Genomic DNA, 19005 nt, shown 5'->3' with positions numbered 1-19005 from the left:
GACCCGCTTGGGCATTGCGTGTAACTGCAACGCTTGCCAATCACGGCAAAGCGGCCGGGTCGTCCTCACGCATAGCCTTACCTGTAGCTCGCAAGCCCGTTATGAAATCTGGCGAGAGCGTTGTTCCTCCAGAATCTTTGGCAGATTGCCTTCGATCCAGTCAACCAGGCCTTCGACATGGCGGGCTACTTCAGTTCCCATAGGGGTGAGGCTGTACTCAACGTGGGGCGGCACGACCGGATAGGATTTGCGCAGGACGAAACCATCGAGTTCCAAAAACTGGAGGGTCTGCGCAAGCATCTTTTCGCTGACGCCTCCAATCTTGCGACGCAGATCGCTGAAGCGATGCGTACCCGCGAGCAAGGCCACCAATACTAATACTCCCCAGCGGCTGCTGACGTGCTGGAGCACGACCCTCGAGGGACAATCCGGGTCGAATAATTCACCGCTGCGCAGTCGGTCGGCCACTGTTGCGGGACGGGTTGCTCCAGAGGGCTCGAAATCCGGCATGCTTACTTACCTTTAGGTACGTACTTACGAAAAGTTAGTTAAGGCCTTACTCTGCCTGCTTTATCACTTTTTGTAAAAGGATCCCCTCATGATCGCCGTCACCGGAGCCACCGGCCAACTTGGCCGCCTCGTTGTCCAGCAACTCAAGCAAAAAGTACCCGCGTCCAACCTGGTCGCGCTGGTGCGCAGCCCTGACAAGGCGAGTGATCTAGGCGTGGAGGCACGTGTTGCCGACTACGACAATCCGCAAACCCTGGTCGCGGCGCTCAGCGGAGTCGACACGCTTCTACTCATTTCCTCAAGCGAAATAGGTAAGCGACTCTCACAGCATCGAAATGTCATCAACGCAGCAAGGCAGGCCGGTGTGGGTCGCGTCGTTTATACCAGTGTACTGCACGCGGATACCTCTTCATTGAGCCTCGCCGAGGAGCATCGGCAAACGGAAGCCGAGCTCACAGCATCGGGGTTGGCATTCACGATATTGCGTCATGGTTGGTATACCGAGAACTACACCGGCTTTATCGCTGGCGCGTTATCGGCCGGTGAATTTATAGGCAGCGCAGGTGACGGAAAGATTGCCGCGGCGACACGGGAAGATTTCGCCCAGGCCGCTGCCGTCGTGCTCACCCGCGACGATCAAGAGGGGAAGGTCTACGAGTTGGCGGGTGACAGCGCCTGGACGTTATCGGAACTCGCAGCCGAGGTTTCTCGGCAAACGGGCAGGAACATTCCCTACAAGAACTTGCCTGAAACTGACTACGCCTCTGCGTTAATCAATTTCGGCCTCCCGGAGCCACTCGCACAGGCCCTGGCTGGCTACGATGTCAACGCATCCCAAGGCGCACTTTTCGATGATAGCCATCAGCTTTCAATGCTGATCGGCAGGGCCACGACTTCACTTTCAGCAGCAGTGGCAATCGCGCTCAAAGGGCAATGATCGCAGGACACCGTGGCGCCGCCGAGCAGCCACGCCAACAAAGAGCGCAAGGGCTGTAAACCCCTGTGTACCTTTGAGCAATGGCGAATTCGGGTCATTGACGATCGGGTGGCCAGCCAGGCTTAAGGTTATTGCTGGTGCATGATTGCTCCATACCGGCGCCCGTCAAAAATCGACGGTCGCCGATAGTTGCAAGGTACGCGGATACCCCGGGGAAAACGCACCATAGGAGGCCACGCCGGACCAGTACTCACGGTCGAACACGTTCTGCACCGTGGCGCGGAATGTCGTCGGCCGCCCTTCTATCTTGGTGGCGTAACGCGCACCGGCGTCAATGCGGGTCCAGGCGTCGAGTTCCTGGGTGTTGGCCTGGTTGACGTATTGGCTGTCGGTGTAGATCGCACCACCCGTGAGGGTGAAACCTTCCAGCCAGGGGGTGTCGTATTCCGCCCACAGATTGGCCTGGATATCGGGCACGCCGACCGGCTTGTTGCCCTGGTTAGCGGCAGTCGCCGACTGGGTCAGCTCGCCATCGAGGAAGGTCACGCCCCCCATCAAACGGGTGCCGGTGGCCACTTCGCCGAACACGCTGAGTTCCAGGCCACGGTTGCGCTGTTCGGCCTGCACCGAATACACGCCATTGGCGCCCAGTTCGCCGGCAGGTTTTTCGATCTGGAACAGCGCCAGTGTGGTCATGAAGGTGCCGTGTTCATACTTCACCCCCAGTTCGTGCTGCTTGGACTCATACGGCGCAAAGGTTTCCCCGGCATTGCTCGCCGTGCCCGGTGCCGCATCGCCTTTGCTCAGCCCTTCGACGTAGTTGTAGTAGAGGGAGACGTCCTCCCAGGGCTTGACCACCACACCCAGCAACGGCGTGGTGGCGTTGGCGCTGTAACGCGAGCTGACGGTGCCGGCGGCATTGTAGTTACGCGACTCGATAAACTGCCGGCGTACGCCCAGGCTCAGTTGGAGACGGTCGTCCAGCATCCCCAAGGTGTCGGTCAACGCCACGCCGGACAGCTCCGACTCGGAGATTCGCAGCACCTTGGGCGTGTTGATGTATTGCTTGGGCGTGTCCACCGGGTGGTAGATATTGGAGAGGATTGTGGTGCCGTTGTTGATGCCCCGCGACAGCTCATCCTGGTAACGGGTCGCCATCAGCGTGGTGGTATGGGTTACCGGCCCGGTGGCGAAGAGCCCGCGCATCCCCACATCGGCGGTAGAACGGTCGACGTTGAATTTGTAATAGCCCGGGACGTTGCTGGTGTCGCCCGCGTCATTGAGGATGCGCGGCACCTGGTCGGACATGCGTTTCACATCCGACCTGCCGCCCCCTGCATGGGCGAAAACGGTGAGGTTGTCGCTCAGATCATATTCACCGCCGAGCAATGCGGACTGTTCCTTGGTATCCGACCAACCCCACTTTTGCGGCAGGCTGGTGCGGCCATTGGGGGCGGATGGCACGTCAACGCCCGGCGCGATGGTGAACGGGCGTGAGGCACCGTCGAAGCTTTCTTTCTGGCTGATGTAGTCCAGGTTCAGGCGCAGTCGCTCGCCACGATAATCCAGGGCAATCGCACCGATGCCTACGTCGCGATGCTGGTCGTTCACCGCCGTGTCGCCGCCCTGCAGGCTGCCGTTAAAGCGCACGCCGAACTGGTTTTCCTCACCAAAACGCCGACTGATATCCAGGTGCCCGCCCGTCTGGGAGTCCGACGCGTAGCTGCCGGTGAACCGGGTCAGGTCTTCCTCCAGCGGCCGTTTGGGAACGATGTTGATGACCCCACCCACACCACTGTTGGGCGAGATGCCATACATCAAGGCACCCGGCCCCTTGAGCACTTCGACACGCTCGGCGTACTCGGTAAAGACCCGGTAATTGGGGGCCACGCCATACACACCGTCGTAGGCCAGCTCACCCAGGTTGCCTTCGCCGATGGCAAAACCGCGAATGAAAAACGAATCGACGATACCGCCGGTCTGGCCGGTCGAGCGCACCGACGGGTCGCGTTCCAGGGCATCGGCAACGGTGACGGTTTGCAGGTCGGCGAGGGTTTTGGCGGTGTAGCTGGTGACGCTGAACGGCGTGTCCATCACGTCTTTGTTGCCCATCATGCCCAGCCGCGCGCCGCGCGCCACCTGTCCACCGGGGAGGACTTCGGGCAACGCCGTCGGGCCGTTGTAGCGGCCGTCGATCGTGGTGGTGTCGAGGGTCAGGCTGGGCGTGCTGTCATCCGTGGCGGCAGGCGTTGGTGTCTCAGCCCAGGCATTGGCGCCCGCTGCGACCATGACGAAATTCAACAGGGCGGTTCGAATGGCGAGGGTTAACGCGCGTTCACCGCAGGGCCGACTGGCAACAGGCATGACGAGAGGATCCTTTCAACGAGGGAAAATGGGAATTACTCCTAATGCCAGTCGACGTGCGAAAAGGTATCACCCCCCCGTATGATTTTTTTTGCACGGTGCGCAGGGTTGTGCTGAACGCCGCGTTCCTCACACACTGGCATGAAATGGCCCTGTGGCTGACCAAGGAGTACGCATGTCCCAAGCAGGTGCCATCCCGGGTTCCCATGTAAGAATCCTCATTTATCTTCTGTTCGCGATCCAGTTGGTCTCCATGGGTGCGATGGAAATGAGCGGGCCGTTCTGGCCCGTGCACCTGCGCGGGCTGGCCTCTTCGGAGTCGGTATTCAGCTTCGCCAGCATCGCCGTGTACGTCGGGCCGATGCTGGGCATCATGCTGACCAGTGCATTCTGGGGCCGTATCGGCGATCGCTGCGGCCACAAACTGATGATGATCCGCGCACTCGCGGGGTTGTCCCTGACCCAGCTCGGACTGGCGTTTTTCAGTGACATCTGGGTCATCCTGATCCTGCGTTTTCTACAGGGCGCCTTTGCCGGCTATATAGCCCCGGCGCAGGCTTACGGGGTCAGTATCGAAGCGCCGTCGCGACGGGCGCGGTTATTCGCGATCCTGCAGATATCGACCAATGTCGGCTCACTGCTGGGTGCGGTCGCAGGCGGCCTGATCCTCGATTACGGGACGTTTTTCTGGATCAACATCGTCGCCTCGGTGCTCTGTGCACTCTGTACCGTCATCGCCGCCGTGACGTTGCCGGATGTACCTCCCGTACCGAAAAAACCGGCGGTGGCCACCCGCGCGCCGGCCGCAGGCACCGAAAGCCTATGGCGCGGCTCTCCCCTGCTGTCGCTGCTGTGCGTCATGGGGATCCTGCTGCTGGCGCGCATGCTGCCGCAGACATCCTTCTCGCTGTACGTGAGCTCGACCTTCGAGGTCAGCCACTCAATCGTGGGCCTGTGCTACGGGTTGCTGGCGCTGGGCTTTATTCTGTCGGCAACGGCATGGTCGCGCTACTTCGAGCATCGTTCCCAGGCAGAAACCCTGCAACGCATCACGTATATCGTCATGGCCTGCATCGCCCTGACTGCCGTGGCGGGCGTAACGCGCAGCCCCGGGGTATTTATCCTCGCCTACTTCATTTGGGGAGTCCTGCTGGGGGCGACCACCCCCGTGCTGATGGCGCTGGTCTCGAAAACCGCCGACAGCTCGCGACAAGGCTACGTACTGGGTATTACCCAAAGTACCGCGCAGTTCGCCTCGATTGCCGGCATCTCCATCGGTGGCTTGTTGAGCCAGGTCTACGGCCTGCCATACACCTATCTTTTCGTATGCCTGGCCTATGCCGTGGCGCTGGTTCCCATGGTGGCGTTGCGGTACTGGTGGGCGTCCGCGCCGTCCAATCGCTGATTAGCGCCTTGATACGCCTGTCACACGCCTGATCACCGGACATGATCGCGCTTGCGCTCACGTCGGTTTGTCAACTAGCATTGGGAATACTTCTCAATTACAAACAAATCTGCCGCCATGAGCGAAACCTCTTCCGCGAATCACCTCAATCACCTGCGCGCCATCGAGGCCCTGTACAGCGGGCATCACGGCTGGCTGTATGCCACGCTGAAGAGAAAACTGGGTAACGCCATGGATGCGGCGGATCTGGCGCAGGACACCTTCACCCGGATCCTCGCCTCACAGGTCACGGTGATTGACCAGCCACGGGCGTACCTGAGCTGCGTGGCCAAGGGCATCCTGGTCAACTGGTACCAGCGCAAGGCACTGGAACGCGCCTACCTGGATGCGCTGGCGAACGTGCCCACCCACGAAGCACCGTCGCCCGAGGCGCACTTCATGGTGCTGGAAACCCTGCACGAAATCGACGCCATGCTCGATACTCTGGCGCCCCTGGTCAAGCGCGCCTTCCTGTTGTCGCAGATCAACGGCCTCAAGTACGACGACATCGCCGAGCAACTGGGTGTATCGCTGATCACCGTCAAGCGCTACATGAAACAGGCCTTCGTACAGTGCCTGATGCTGGTGGAGTGAATGCTCGGTCTGCGCAGGGAACCGCCGCTGGACCCGCAGGTACTCGAAGAAGCCGCCGAGTGGCTGATGCGCTTGAGCGAACGCGAACTGAGCGAGCACGAGCGCGCCGAATGGGAGCGTTGGAAGGTCAGCAGCCCGGAGCGGGATCGCGCCTGGTCCCGTGCGCAATTGCTGCAGAGCAAGTTCGGCGGCCTGCCGCCCGCCCTGGCGATGTCGGCGCTCGACCGGCCAGACAGCCCTGAACGTCGTGCAGCACTGGGCAAGCTGGCGATCCTGCTGGCGCTGGCGCCCGCGGGTTGGGGGAGCTGGAAGCTGGCGCAATCGCAGCAATGGTCAGCGGACTATCGCACCGACGTTGGCCAGCGCCGCGAACTGACCCTGGCCGATGGCTCGCGCATCACCCTGAACACCGCTACCGCCATCGACGTCGTATTCGACGACCGTCAACGGCTTATTCACCTGCGCGAGGGCGAAATCCTGGTGCAGACCGCCGTGGACACCGCCCCCCTGCCCCGGCCGTTCCTGATCAGCACCCGTCAGGGAAGCATGCAGGCGCTGGGCACACGGTTTACCGTGCGTGAAGTCAGCCCCCGCACCCATCTTGCGGTCATCGACGGCGCGGTGAGGGTGATATTGGCCGATAACCGCCAGACCCCGCCGCTCATCGTCAATGCAGGGCAGCGCACCGACTTCTCCTCACAGACCTTTGGTGACCTGGCGCCGACCGATCGCTACATCGGTTCATGGACCCAGGGCATGTTGATGGCCGACAAGATGCGCCTGGCGGATTTCGTCGCGGAACTGACGCGCTACCGCCGAGGTTTCCTGCGCTGTGATCCGGCCATCGCCGACTTGCGCATTTCCGGGGCCTTTCCGATCAGTGATACCGATCGCACCTTGAGCATGCTGGTGCACACTTATCCCGTGCTGGCGAACAGTCATTTGCGCGGTTACTGGGTCACCCTGTCGCCCGCCTGACTCCCACGCAAAAATAAACGGCGGCCGGGGTGATACTTTTTTCGATCTCGACTGGCAAAGACAGGAACAGCCTTTTCCTCTCGTCCATGGGTCATCCTTTCATGCTCGTAGCACGGCCCCTGCGTCCGGCTCGTCCGCTCAAACCGATGGTGCACGGCGTCGTGCTCAGCCTGCTGCTGGCCGGTGCCATGTGCCCGGTGGCATTGGCGGAGGCACCGGCCCAATTGGATTCGGTCGCCGTGCAGGCCTACCACATCGCCCCCGGCCCGCTCGGCGCGACGCTCTCGAACTTTGCCGTGGACGCCGGTATCGCCCTGTCGTTCCAGCCGTCGATCACGGAGGGGTTGACCAGCCCCGAACTGAACGGCACCTACTCCACGCAGGAGGCCGTCACGCGTTTGCTCGAAGGCAGCGGCCTGGAGATGGTGTTGCGCAGCGATGGCAGCTACACCCTGGTACTGCGCCGGCTGACGCTGTCGACCACCACGGTGGAGGCGGCGCAAAAACACGCCGATAGCCTGCCGCCGGTGTACCCGGGCGGCCAGGTGGCCGAGGGCGGGCGTCTCGGTCTGCTGGGCAATACGGATGTGATGGACGCGCCGTTCAGCATCAGCACCTATACCGCGTCATTGATCAAAGACCAGCAGGCGACCACCGTGGGCGACGTGCTGGAGCGCGACTCTTCGGTCCGCTCCACCGGCCAGACGGGGGGGATCGTCGACTCATTCTTTATCCGCGGCTTTCCGGTGGGCGAAGGCAACCTCGGGGAACTGGCGTTCGACGGTGTGTACGGCGTGGCCTCCAATTACCGGGTATTCACCGACTACGCCGAACGCATCGAAGTGGTCAAAGGCCCTGGCGCCCTCCTCTACGGCATGTCCCCCAACAGCGCCGTCGGTGGCGTGATCAACGTGGTCCCCAAGCGCGCCCTGGACGAGGACCTGACCCGCGTCACGGCCACCTATGCCCAGGACCGACAACTGGGCACCCATATCGACCTGAGTCGGCGGTTTGGCGAGGACCGGCGATTCGGCATGCGCGTCAACGGCCGCGTGCAGCAGGGTGACACTGTCATCGACAAGCAATCGCGGGATGTCGGGGTCAGTGCCATCGCCCTGGATTACCAGGGCGATCGCCTGCGCACCAGCCTGGACCTGATCAACCAGCAAGAGCAATTCGACGCGGCGTCACGGCCCTTCCTGATCGCGCCCGGCGTGCCGATTCCCCACGCCGCCAACGGGCGTACCAACGTCAGCCAGGCGTGGGGCTGGTCCAAGACCCGCGACAAGTCGGCATTGCTGGGGGGCGAGTATGATGTGAGCGACGCACTGACCCTGTTTGCCCATGCCGGCGGTGGGAAGTCGAACGTGGCACGCCTTTCCGACCAGACCCCGACCATCATCAACACCGCCGGCGACACCTCGTCGATCCCCGGCTATTACAAATTTAAAGTACGGCGCTACACGGTCGACACCGGTGCCCGACTGCGTTTCGACACCGGGCCGATCAGCCACAGCACCACGCTGCAAGTCACGCGCTATCGCGATGAGTTGTCGCGCGGCATTATTTCCGGCCCGCCGATCCTGTCGAACATTTACCACCCTGTCTCACGACCCGAGGTCGACATTGCCACGCCCGCCACGCCGAAAGTCTCGGCGACCGAATTGTCCGGCGTCGCGGTTGCCGACACCTTGTCGATGCTCGATCAGCGCCTGCAGGTGACGACCGGCCTGCGCAAACAGACCATCCGCTCCAACAACTACGACGCGGCGGGTACGGTGACCACGGCTTACGACGACGGCAGGACCACGCCGCTGTTCGGCGCAGTTGTCCGGCCCTGGGAGCATGTGTCGTTCTACTACAACTACCTGGAAGGCTTGAGCAAAGGCGATATCGCTCCCGCCACGGCCTCGAACGCGGGCCAGATCTTTGCCCCCTACGTCTCACGCCAGCATGAGGTGGGGGTCAAGCTCGACTACGGCACGGTCATGTCCACACTCGCGCTGTTCCAGATCACCAAACCCAGTGGCGAGCTGTCAGGCACCACCTTTGCGGTACAAGGCGAACAGCGCAACCGGGGCCTGGAGCTGAACGTATCCGGTGAGGCCGGCCAAGGCACACGCCTGCTCGGCGGGGTGACGCTGCTGGATGCGCAACTGACCAAAAGCGCGGTTGCGGCCAACCGGGGCAACACCCCGGTGGGGGTGCCGAAGGTGCAAGCCAACCTCTGGGCCGAGTGGGACGTGCCCTGGGTCGAGGGGCTGACGCTAACCAGCGGGGCGTTGTACACCGGCAGCCAATATGTGAACCAGGCCAACACCCAGCAGTTGGACCCCTGGACCCGCTTCGACATGGGCGTGCGCTACAGCACGCGCATCGCCCAGCGGCCGACGACCTTTCGCGCCACGGTACAGAACGTGTTCGACCGTGAGTATTGGTCGGGGGTCGCTTCCTATGGTGCGTTCTCTCAAGGCTCGCCACGCACCCTTCTACTGTCGACCACGGTCGATTTCTGAAACCTTCGGCCCGGCACGGCAAGCTGCACCGCCACCCGGCCCGACCACTGCAAAGGCTTTAACCATGGTTACCATTGTTCGACGCAGCCACGCCTTCGCCGGGCTGCTGCTTGCGGGTTTGTTGGGATGGGCGCTGCCGTCGACGGCCGCCGAGCCGCAGGCACCACGCAGCACCGTCACCGATTTGCTCGGGCGCCAGGTCAAGGTGCACCTGCCGGTCCGGCGCGTGATTCTCGGGGAAGGCCGTCAGTTGTACCTGGTTGCCGCGCTGGATACGCAAAACCCCATCGAGCGAATCGTCGGCTGGCGCAAGGACCTGATCCAGTCCGACCCGGACACCTATGGCGCTTACCTGCGTAAATTTCCCGCCATCGCCAAAATCCCCACCTTTGGCGGCTTTGAAGACGGCACCTTCGATATCGAGCAGGCCATCTCCCAGCGCCCGGACGTGATCATCCTCAATATCGAGGCCCAGCACGCGACCGAGGACGCCCGCTATATCGAGAAGCTCGATGCCCTGGGGATTCCAGTGGTGTACGTCGACTTTCGCAACCACCCGATGCAGAACACCGAACCGACCATGCGCCTGTTCGGCCAGTTGTTCGGCAAAGAGGCGCGTGCCGAAGCGTTTATCGACTTTCGCAACCAGCAGATCCGCCGCGTCACCGACGTGATCAACGCGCAACACCCTTCGCGCCCCAACGTGTTCATCGAGCGTATCGGTGGCTACACCGACGATTGCTGCCTGAGTTTCGGCAATGAAAACTTCGGTCTGTTCGTCGATATGGCGGGGGGCAATAACATCGCCAGAGGCGTTATTCCCACCACCTTTGGCCAGCTGAATCCCGAGCAGGTGATCGTCGCCAACCCGGAACAGGTGGTGGTCACCAGTGCCAACTGGGAAGCCTTTGCCCCCGGTGGCCACTGGGTCGGTGTGGGTCCCGGTGCCGACATGGCCCAAGCCCGGCGCAAACTGGCCTGGTATACCCAGCGCCCGGCCTATGCCGGGATCAAGGCCCAGGATGACCAGGCGTTCCATGCCATCTGGCACCAGTTCTACAACAGCCCTTATCAGTTCGTGGCCATCCAGCAGTTGGCCAAGTGGTTTCATCCGACACTGTTTACCGACCTGGACCCTGAAGCCTCGTTTCGCCAATTGCACGAGCGATTCCTGCCGGTGCCCTATGAGCCGGGTTACTTCGTGAGCCTCAAGCCATGAGTGCCGTGATCCAACGCGACACCTACCGGGCCCTGGTGCTGCGCAAACGCCTGATCCTCGGTGGCCTGCTCTTGCTGCTGTTGTGCAGTGTGCTGCTTGACCTGGCCCTGGGGCCGGCGCGTTACAGCTTCCATGAAGTACTCGGTGCACTGTTTGCGCCGGACAGTGCGCCGGCACAGGTTCGCGTGGTGATGTGGGACATCCGCCTGCCGATCGCCCTGATGGCCGTTGCCGTGGGTGCGGCGTTGTCACTGGCCGGCGCGCAGATGCAGACCATCCTCAACAACCCGCTGGCCAGCCCCTTCACCTTGGGCATTTCCGCCGCCGCCAGTTTTGGTGCAGCCATGGGGCTGGCGTTTGGTGTGGCGCTGTTTCCGTTGGCGGCGCAGTACATGGTGCCGGTCAACGCGTTCATCATGGCCATGCTGTCGGCGTTGCTGATTCACTTCCTGAGCATGCGTCGCGGGGTCACCGCGGAAACCATCGTGCTGCTGGGCATCGCCCTGGTCTTCACGTTTAACGCGTTATTGGCCCTGGTGCAGTTTTTCGCCACCGAGCAAGCCGTGGCGGCCGTGGTGTTCTGGACCATGGGCAGCCTGACCAAAGCCACCTGGCCCAAACTCGGGGTGATCTGCCTGGTGATCGCGATCACCCTGCCGATCTTTGCCAAGCGCGCCTGGGCCCTGACCGCACTGCGACTGGGTGACGACAAGGCCGCCAGCTTCGGGATCAATGTACGCAGCCTGCGCTTTCAGACGCTGATCATGGTCAGCCTGCTCGCCTCGTTCCCCGTGGCCTTTGTAGGCACCATCGGCTTTATCGGGCTGGTCGGCCCGCATATTGCGCGGATGTTGATCGGCGAGGACCAACGCTTCTTCCTGCCGGCCTCGCTGCTCACCGGCGCACTGATTCTGTCCGCCAGTTCAGTGGTGAGCAAAACCCTGATCCCCGGCGCCATCTTCCCGATCGGGGTGGTCACTTCGCTGATCGGCGTGCCGTTCTTCATATCACTGATCCTCAGCGGGAAGAAAAACACATGGTGAAGATTCAGCTGCAAGACCTGGGTGCCCGCTATGGCCAGCGCACGATCATCCGTGGCGTTACCACCGCCGCGTTCACCGGCGGCCAGGTGGTCGCGGTGGTGGGGCCCAATGCGGCGGGCAAGTCGACCCTGTTCAAACGCATGGCCGGGCTGATCGACGGGCCTGGACAGGTGATCCTGCAGGACTCGAAAAAGGGCCGGCAGGGCATCTGCTACATGCCCCAGGGCTTGAATGCCAGTGCGCGGTTGACGGTCTACGAATCGGTACTCCTGGCCCGCAAGCAACTGTCGCCGCAATGGACCGTCCACGATGACGAGTTGAACCTGGTGGAGGAAATGCTCGAGGCCCTTGGCATCAGCGACTTGTCATTTCGCAACCTCGGCGAACTCAGCGGCGGCCAGCAGCAACTGGTGTCCATCGCCCAGACCTTGGTGCGCGAACCGGAAATCCTGCTGATGGACGAACCCACCAGCGCCCTCGACATGCATCGCCAGGTGCAAGTGTTGAACTTCATGGGCGCACTGGCCCGCCAACAGCAGGTCATCGTGTTTATTGCCCTGCATGACCTGAACCAGGCGTTGCGCTTTGCCGACCAGGTATTGGTGATTGCCGACGGCACCGCCCAGGGCAGCGGCGCGAGTCATGAGGTGATCACCGAACGCATGCTGCGCGAGGTGTACCAGGTTGAGGCGCGGATCGAGCAGTGCAGTCGGGGACAACGGCATATTTTGATCGACGGCATAAACTTGACCGCGTACCCAAGGCGAACCACAGCTTGATGCGAGAAACCGATATATGCACCTTCACGGGTCAGGCAACGACACGCTCTGGAGCGCCGTCAGCCCAAGCAACAGGGACCCTGGCCACTGCCGACGGCGCCAGGTCACTCACGCTGTCAAGTCGACCAATTTGCTCCGCAGAGAGCTGCAGTGTCAGCGCTCCAAGGTTATCGGTAAGTTGACCAAGTGAGCGCGGGCCGATGATGGGAACCGCACCATGCGTGCCTGCCCAAGCAATGGCAACCTGGCCCGGGCTGACGCCGTGTTCACCCGCTATAGCGACTACCGCGTCCAGTGTCTGCGTGCGCTGTGCCGAGTTCTCCGGCTGGAACACACGGCCTGCGAACCCTTCAGCACGCCCCGTTTCACCTTGCCGGTACTTTCCGGTCAACATACCGCCCCCCAGGGGCGACCACGTCACGATGCCGAGACCGAGCGCATGCGATGCCTTGAACAAATCGGCCTCGGGCTCGCGATGCACCAAGCTATGTTCGAACTGCGCAGCCGCAATCGGAACGGCATGGGACAGTTCGGCCAGCGTGACCGCACGGGCGAGGCGCCAGGCGGGGAAGTTCGACAGGCCCGCGTACAGGATCTTGCCGGCACGCGCCAGGTCCTCGAAGCCTCGGACGATTTCCTCAAGGGGCGTGGTGCCATCCGGGTGATGCGCCCAGTAAATATCAATCCGATCGGTTTTGAGCCGTTTCAGGCTTGCCTCCACGGAAGCCACCATGGCCTTACGGCTGTTGCCGGTGACCAGTCGGTTCGCATTCTGCACTGCGCCACTGCTGAACTTGGTGGCGAGCACAAAATCCTCACGCCGCCCTTCCAGCAATGTACCGAGCAGTTCTTCGGATTGCCCGAATTGGTAGACGTCAGCCGAATCGATGAAGTTGCCGCCAGCTTCGGCATAAGCGTTGAACACAGCTTTGCTGGCGTCGGGATCGGCGCCATAACCCCAGCCTGTGCCGAAGTTGCCCGTGCCGAGCGCCACCTGTGAAACCTGCAAACCGGTCTTTCCAAATGATGTGTACTTCATGCTGTGCTCCGTCAATTGAATCGGCCCTGTTGTCGCGATCGACTGGGCGCATGACCGCCTTGATAGCGTTCCCCTGCGCTTTAGTGACTTTCATCTTCAAGATCTGTGTAGATAGACCAGCAGTGAAGCCTACAGCCCTCATTGATGTCAATCGCAATCAAAGATCTTGACGACGAAGATTATGATCGACATCATTGAAGTACTTGCCTCGCAAGGGTGCTGGCAATTCGCGCGCCCATCTGACCGCGCCCACCTGCTTTCGTCGAGGCGGGCTTGGCCTTCGAGTTTGCCGCCATGGTCCAGGAAAACCTCGCCGGGACGCGCAAGGACAAGGGCATCGTCACCTTCAACGACCCTCAGGTGGGTCGCAGGCGAACCCAAGGTTTCCAGCTGGGTCAACTGATTTAGCGCAACGCACGTGGTCACCTGACCAGGAGAAGACGATGACATTCAAGGCACTGCTCGCCAGCAAGACCGGTGACACCCTTTCAACTCGCTTGGTTGACTTTGAGGACGAGGATTTGATGCCGGGCGACGTCACCGTCGCGGTCGAATACTCAACGGTGAACTACAAGGACGCGATGGCGCTCAGTGGCCGGTCACCGATCATCCGCAGGTTTCCGCTGATTCCGGGGATCGACTTTGCCGGTGTCGTAGAGTCGTCGACCTATCCCGGCATTGTGGCCGGCGACCGTGTGCTGGCCAACGGCTGGGGACTCAGCCAGACTCACCACGGCGGCTTCGCCCAGAGGGCACGGGTGAGCGGTGATTGGCTGGTCAAGATTCCCGCAGCGTTTTCGGCCCGGGATGCCATGGCCATCGGCACAGCGGGGTACACCGCAATGCTGTCCGTGCTGGCACTGGAACATGGCGGTCTGACGCCCGCGCGCGGCGACATCCTGGTGACCGGCGCCAATGGCGGCTCTGGATCGGTGGCGATTGCCCTGCTGTCCAAACTGGGCTATCGCGTGATCGCATCGACCGGGCGGCTTGATGAAGCCGATTACCTGCGCGCGCTCGGCGCGAACGAAATCATCGACCGCCACACCCTGTCCTCACCGGGCGCACCGATTTCCGAAGAGCGCTGGGCGGGCGCCATTGACTCTGTCGGCAGCCATACGTTGGCTAACGTGCTGGCGCATACCCGGTATCGTGGCGTGGTCGCGGCCTTCGGACTTGCACAAGGCGCGGATCTGCCCGCCTCTGTGCTCCCCTTCATCCTGCGCAACATCACCCTTGCTGGTATTGATTCGGTCAATGCGCCTCAGCAGATACGGCAGCAGGCTTGGTCGCGCCTTGCCAGCGACCTGGATCTGGACAAGCTTGCCCGAACCTCAAAGGTGGTTGGCCTCGGCGATGTTCCTGACATCGCCAGCCGCGTGCTCGCAGGGAAAATTCAGGGGCGCACCATCGTTGACGTGAACGCGTGACGGGGCGGCGGGGTTTTCCAGTGCCACCACGCGCTGTTGTCCGAGGCGCTGCCTCTGCTGGCGAAAATCGATGATCAACCGAGGATCGACCGCTTGCTCTCTCGCACGCCCATGAAGCGCATCGGCAGGCGCGCTTGAGGTCTCCCGGACTATTGCTCGCTGCCTGGCGATACCGGCAAGGAAGCCGATATCCGGGCGTGGCAAACCTCGAGTATTTCATCGGCGAGCGGCGAATCATCCGGACACGCTCGCGACAACACCACCGCGCCAACGGCATGAGCCAGTACGTCGATCATCTTCGCTCTCGTCTCGCCCGGCGCAGCGTCTTCGACGGTCGGAGACTTTTGCACCAGCGCTTGCAGCATGCGGTCTATGCCTTCGGCGAATGCACGCTTCAGCTCATCCGACTGACGCGCCGCGTCTCCACACAGGGCCGCCATGGTGCAGCCCTCGCCACGCCGGTCACGGTGATCCCTCGACACGTAGATATCGATGAACGTCTGAATATCAAGCGCCTCGGTGCCGGCGAGCGACCGGGAAAGACTGCTGGCTGCAGCCTCGGCCATCAAATCGGCCTTTGAGCCGAAATGTTTGTAGAAACCTCCGTGGGTGAACCCGGCGGCCCCCATGAGATCCACCAAACCTACGCCGTCAAACCCCCGCTCACGAAACAACACGGAGGCCGTCTCGACGATGTGCTCGCGATTTGCCTGCGCCTGCGCTTTGGTCACTTTCACCTGCGATACCTCGAACTTGCACAAAAAACCTACGCCCATAGTACATAGATGTTGATTGCAATCAAAATAATTGACAGTTTTGATTATGACCACCATCATAAAGACAAGCCAATCCCTCTTCCGCCACAGCCACAGAAGACACCTCACATGACCGATCAAAATCTGTTTACTGCCTATACCCTTGGCTCACTGACCCTCGCCAACCGCATCGTGCTCGCGCCCCTGACGCGCAATCGCGCCGGCACTGGACTGGTGCCCAGCGAGTTCGCCCCCACTTACTACAGCCAGCGCGCTTCAGCCGGGCTGCTGATCACCGAGGCCACCCAGATTTCGGCGCAGGCCCAGGGTTACCAAGACACACCCGGTCTTTACACCCAGGCGCAGATCGACGGCTGGCGCCGGGTCACCGAAGCGGTGCATGCCAAGGGCGGCAAGATTTTTGTGCAACTGTGGCACGTTGGCCGGGTTTCCCATGTGGACCTGCAACCGGGCGGTGCCGCCCCAGTAGCGCCGTCGGCCATCCGTGCCCAGACCAAGACCTTCGTCAATAACGGCTTTGCCGACGTGTCCGAGCCACGCGCGCTCGAACTCGACGAACTGCCAGGCATCGTCAACGATTTCCGCCAAGCAGCGGCAAACGCCATTGCGGCCGGCTTCGACGGCGTGGAACTCCACGGTGCAAACGGTTATTTACTCGATCAATTCATCAAGGACGGCGCCAACCAGCGTACCGATGCCTACGGCGGCTCGATCGAAAATCGTGCGCGCCTGTTGCTGGAAGTGACCGCTGCCGTGGTCGCCGAGATTGGCGCGGACCGCACGGGCATTCGCCTGTCGCCGGTCTCGCCCGCCAATGGTGTGTCGAGCAGTGAGCCGCAGGCTCAGTTCGATTACATCGTCGACCAACTCAATGCGCTCGACATCGTTTACCTGCACGTCGTCGAAGGCGCGACCGGTGGGCCACGCGACGTGGCGCCGTTTGATTTCGATGCGTTGCGCCAGCGCTTCCAGAACACCTACATCGCCAACAATGGCTACGACCAAAACCTGGCCAACTCGCGGCTTGCGCAGGACAAGGCTGACCTCATCGCCTTTGGCCGCCCGTTTATCGGCAACCCGGATCTGGTGGAGCGGCTCAAGGCCGGTGCGCCGCTGTCCGCCTTCGACCCCACCACCCTCTACGGCGGCGGTGCGACGGGCTACATCGACTACCCGACACTGGCCGAAGCCAGCGCTGCCGCCAACTAGGCAGTGCCCGACCGGGCCAGGTTTTATTTGTGCACCCCTCTCACTGAGTGACCGAAGCTTGTATCCGGGAAGGTCCAGGTAACTCCGTATAAATGGCGTGCTTGGTGTCGTTACCTGTGTTCTGGCACCAAACGAGCCAGCGTCGATTACAGAACGACCACGACTGGGGGCACAAGGGGTAAGGCAGGAGTGCGCAAAAGGCTGGAAAGATGAAGTTGAATAACGATAAGTGCGACATCAATGAGTGCGTTGAATCAACCGCAGCCGCACCGCCCGATACAGGACACACAGGCCCACATCAGGATCAAGCGACACCCGCGAAATCACCGACCAGCAAAGTACCTGAAGACGCGGCTCAGCCTGTAATCGTCTGGCGTAGCTTGATGTTGCAGCAGTAACACTGCGAAGTCGCATTGCTCCGTCAACACCCGTCGCCGTGCAACCAGACATCGAGCCCGGAGCGGCCAACCCGCGCGGGTGCAATCTGTACCCAAACAGCCATGGTTTGCTGCATCAGATGACAACCCCTTGGAGGACTTCAAAATGAGCCATAGCCATTTAACCGCCCCTACCCTGTATATCGACGTCGATGGCGAGACATTTGCCTATCGCCGCTGGGGCAATGACAAGACAGATCAGCCTCCGCTGTTCCTCCTCCAGCATTTCCGTGGCGGCATGGATCATTGGGACCCCATCATGACGGATGGGCTGGCGGCAGGGCGCGAGGTCATCCTCTACAACGGTCGCGGCATTGCCTCTTCTTCCGGAGAGCCGCGTAACCGAATTGAGCTGATGGCCGACGACGCTGCCGCAGTGATCCGCGCACTCGGTCTATCAACAGTCGATGCGTTGGGTTTCTCGCTTGGCGGTTTTATCGCCCAGGACCTGACACGACGCCATCCCGACCTCGTGCGCAAACTGATGCTGCTGGGTACCGGGCCTCGTGGCGGTAATCCGGACTCAGACCCCGGTGTGCTGGAGGCCGCACCACGGCCCATTCCCACAGTGGACGATTTTCTGTTTCTGTTTTTCGGTCGCTCCGAGACGGCGCGGCAGGCAGGGCTCGAGTTCTGGGAGCGCCGTCATCAGCGTGTCGACCAGGATCCACCCAGCTCTGTGCAGGTGATGCAGGCACAGATCGAAGCCCACATGCACTTTATGCCCAAGCTGGACCCAAATGATCCCTTCAATCATCTGCGCACTATCAAACAGCCAACGTTCATCCTGAACGGCATGAATGACGTCATGATTCCAACAGTCAACTCCTGGTACATGGCCCAGAACATCCCGAACGCCCAGTTATTCCTGTACCCGGATGCGGGCCACGGCGCCCAATTCCAATGCCCTGAGCGCTTTCTGAAACACGCCATCGCGTTCCTCAGCGAATGACAACTTACGGAGCCAGCACATCATGCTGAAGTTTAAATTTTTGTTGTGGGCGCTGACCAAGCTGTTACAGCGGGCCATCAAGAAAAACCCCGGCTGCGCAAAATTTGTTAAAGGCAAGTCGTTGGTCTTTCAGATTCGAACAGAGGATGGCGTGGGTCGCTACTTCACCGTTGCGAACGGAAAGATAAAATCCGCCGCAGGTTTAACGCAAAAGCCGGCATTCACGCTGTCGTTCAGAAACACAGAAAGAGGCTTCGCCATTCTGTCGGCTAAAGACAGCAAGGATGAATTCCTGACGGGCTTGCGTACAGGCGATCTGAAAATCAGCGGTGATTTTGTCGAGGTGATGTGGTTCCAGGGATTAACAGAATACTTGCAGCCGGCTAAAGACCCCGCGCAGGTCTTTTCACGACGCCTTGCATCGTGCGGCTGCCGATCATCACGATTCGGGCGCCGGGGTGCAGCCTGGCGTGCAGGGTGTTGACCAAATGGCTCGCCGCCGCCACGTGAACCTGCCACATGGCTTGGCCATCCTGCGGCTGCAACTGCCCCAACGGGGCGGTGCGCATGAAACCTGCCGCGTGGACGATGGCATCCACCGTTTCGATGGGCTGCAAGGCTTGATCCAAGGCCTGCAAGTCACTCAGATCGCATTCAGTCCAGTGAAAGCGCGGATGGTCGATACCGGCAGCGCGGCGACTCAGCCCCTGCACACGCCAGCCTTCTGCCAGCAGGCGTTGCGCGCTGGCCATTCCAGGCCCAGTCGCCAGCGAACGTA

The 19005-nt window shown here is 61.4% G+C and carries 18 protein-coding genes; 13 read left to right on the top strand and 5 right to left on the bottom strand.

Features of this window, described 5'->3' with window-relative positions:
* Window positions 1-99: 99 nt before the first annotated feature.
* The gene (locus C8K58_RS27660) at window positions 100-510 is read right to left on the bottom strand and encodes a helix-turn-helix domain-containing protein (protein WP_108574699.1); all 411 of its coding nucleotides are present in this window, start codon (window positions 508-510) and stop codon (window positions 100-102) included.
* 88 nt (window positions 511-598) lie between these two features.
* Here C8K58_RS27660 and C8K58_RS27655 point away from each other — a divergent pair, with 88 nt between their 5' ends.
* Window positions 599-1447 (top strand): SDR family oxidoreductase, encoded by an 849-nt coding sequence (locus C8K58_RS27655; RefSeq protein ID WP_108574698.1) that lies wholly within the window; start codon window positions 599-601, stop codon window positions 1445-1447.
* 165 nt (window positions 1448-1612) lie between these two features.
* Here C8K58_RS27655 and C8K58_RS27650 read toward each other — a convergent pair whose 3' ends face one another.
* Window positions 1613-3811, bottom strand: coding sequence for a TonB-dependent siderophore receptor (locus C8K58_RS27650; protein ID WP_108574697.1), 2199 nt, complete (start codon window positions 3809-3811; stop codon window positions 1613-1615).
* A 175-nt stretch (window positions 3812-3986) separates the two neighbouring features.
* On the opposite strand from C8K58_RS27650, the gene C8K58_RS27645 reads away from it, so the two are divergent.
* The 7 genes from C8K58_RS27645 to C8K58_RS27615 all read left to right on the top strand — a co-directional run bounded on the left by C8K58_RS27645 (window position 3987) and on the right by C8K58_RS27615 (window position 12384).
* Window positions 3987-5216, top strand: a complete 1230-nt coding sequence (locus C8K58_RS27645) for an MFS transporter (RefSeq protein ID WP_092359191.1) — start codon at window positions 3987-3989, stop codon at window positions 5214-5216.
* A 117-nt stretch (window positions 5217-5333) separates the two neighbouring features.
* Window positions 5334-5849 carry a sigma-70 family RNA polymerase sigma factor gene (locus C8K58_RS27640; RefSeq protein ID WP_027603406.1) on the top strand — a complete coding sequence of 172 codons (516 nt, stop codon included), beginning with the start codon at window positions 5334-5336 and terminating at the stop codon, window positions 5847-5849.
* A complete protein-coding gene (locus C8K58_RS27635) occupies window positions 5850-6827 on the top strand; it encodes a FecR domain-containing protein (RefSeq protein ID WP_092359193.1) in 978 nt (325 codons plus the stop codon).
* A 101-nt stretch (window positions 6828-6928) separates the two neighbouring features.
* Window positions 6929-9343 (top strand): TonB-dependent receptor, encoded by a 2415-nt coding sequence (locus C8K58_RS27630; protein WP_108574696.1) that lies wholly within the window; start codon window positions 6929-6931, stop codon window positions 9341-9343.
* 64 nt (window positions 9344-9407) lie between these two features.
* Window positions 9408-10562 (top strand): ABC transporter substrate-binding protein, encoded by a 1155-nt coding sequence (locus C8K58_RS27625; RefSeq protein WP_092359198.1) that lies wholly within the window; start codon window positions 9408-9410, stop codon window positions 10560-10562.
* Window positions 10559-11605 carry an iron ABC transporter permease gene (locus C8K58_RS27620; protein WP_108574695.1) on the top strand — a complete coding sequence of 349 codons (1047 nt, stop codon included), beginning with the start codon at window positions 10559-10561 and terminating at the stop codon, window positions 11603-11605. Before C8K58_RS27625 ends, C8K58_RS27620 begins: the two co-directional genes overlap by 4 nt.
* Complete coding sequence (locus C8K58_RS27615; protein WP_098479897.1) at window positions 11599-12384, top strand: ABC transporter ATP-binding protein; 786 nt, start codon at window positions 11599-11601, stop codon at window positions 12382-12384. Before C8K58_RS27620 ends, C8K58_RS27615 begins: the two co-directional genes overlap by 7 nt.
* 31 nt (window positions 12385-12415) lie before the next feature.
* On the opposite strand, the gene C8K58_RS27610 is transcribed toward C8K58_RS27615, so the two are convergent.
* Complete coding sequence (locus C8K58_RS27610) at window positions 12416-13423, bottom strand: aldo/keto reductase (protein WP_027603400.1); 1008 nt, start codon at window positions 13421-13423, stop codon at window positions 12416-12418.
* A 273-nt stretch (window positions 13424-13696) separates the two neighbouring features.
* Between C8K58_RS27610 and C8K58_RS32830 the strand changes: the two genes are divergently transcribed.
* Both C8K58_RS32830 and C8K58_RS27605 read left to right on the top strand, forming a co-directional pair.
* Window positions 13697-13831, top strand: coding sequence for a hypothetical protein (locus tag C8K58_RS32830; protein ID WP_256592558.1), 135 nt, complete (start codon window positions 13697-13699; stop codon window positions 13829-13831).
* Between the two features lie 35 nt (window positions 13832-13866).
* Window positions 13867-14853, top strand: a complete 987-nt coding sequence (locus C8K58_RS27605; RefSeq protein ID WP_108574694.1) for an MDR family oxidoreductase — start codon at window positions 13867-13869, stop codon at window positions 14851-14853.
* A gap of 149 nt (window positions 14854-15002) precedes the next feature.
* Here the strand turns inward: C8K58_RS27605 and C8K58_RS27595 are convergent, their stop codons facing one another.
* Complete coding sequence (locus C8K58_RS27595) at window positions 15003-15590, bottom strand: TetR/AcrR family transcriptional regulator (RefSeq protein ID WP_027603397.1); 588 nt, start codon at window positions 15588-15590, stop codon at window positions 15003-15005.
* Window positions 15591-15737: 147 nt separating this feature from the next.
* Between C8K58_RS27595 and C8K58_RS27590 the strand changes: the two genes are divergently transcribed.
* The 3 genes from C8K58_RS27590 (at window position 15738) to C8K58_RS27580 (ending at window position 18711) form a co-directional block, all read left to right on the top strand.
* Window positions 15738-16838, top strand: coding sequence for an alkene reductase (locus C8K58_RS27590; RefSeq protein WP_108574693.1), 1101 nt, complete (start codon window positions 15738-15740; stop codon window positions 16836-16838).
* Window positions 16839-17381: 543 nt separating this feature from the next.
* Window positions 17382-18227 (top strand): alpha/beta fold hydrolase, encoded by an 846-nt coding sequence (locus tag C8K58_RS27585; RefSeq protein WP_108574692.1) that lies wholly within the window; start codon window positions 17382-17384, stop codon window positions 18225-18227.
* Window positions 18228-18249: 22 nt separating this feature from the next.
* Window positions 18250-18711, top strand: coding sequence for an SCP2 sterol-binding domain-containing protein (locus tag C8K58_RS27580; protein ID WP_256592557.1), 462 nt, complete (start codon window positions 18250-18252; stop codon window positions 18709-18711).
* Here the strand turns inward: C8K58_RS27580 and C8K58_RS27575 are convergent.
* Window positions 18611-18979, bottom strand: coding sequence for an NAD(P)-dependent oxidoreductase (locus C8K58_RS27575; RefSeq protein WP_065926085.1), 369 nt, complete (start codon window positions 18977-18979; stop codon window positions 18611-18613). The genes C8K58_RS27580 and C8K58_RS27575 overlap by 101 nt on opposite strands.
* Window positions 18980-19005: the final 26 nt, after the last annotated feature.

It is taken from the genome of Pseudomonas sp. GV047, assembly GCF_003058245.1.
In the GTDB taxonomy this organism is placed as follows: Bacteria; Pseudomonadota; Gammaproteobacteria; order Pseudomonadales; family Pseudomonadaceae; genus Aquipseudomonas; species Aquipseudomonas marginalis.
This window is presented reverse-complemented; position numbering and strand designations above follow the sequence as displayed.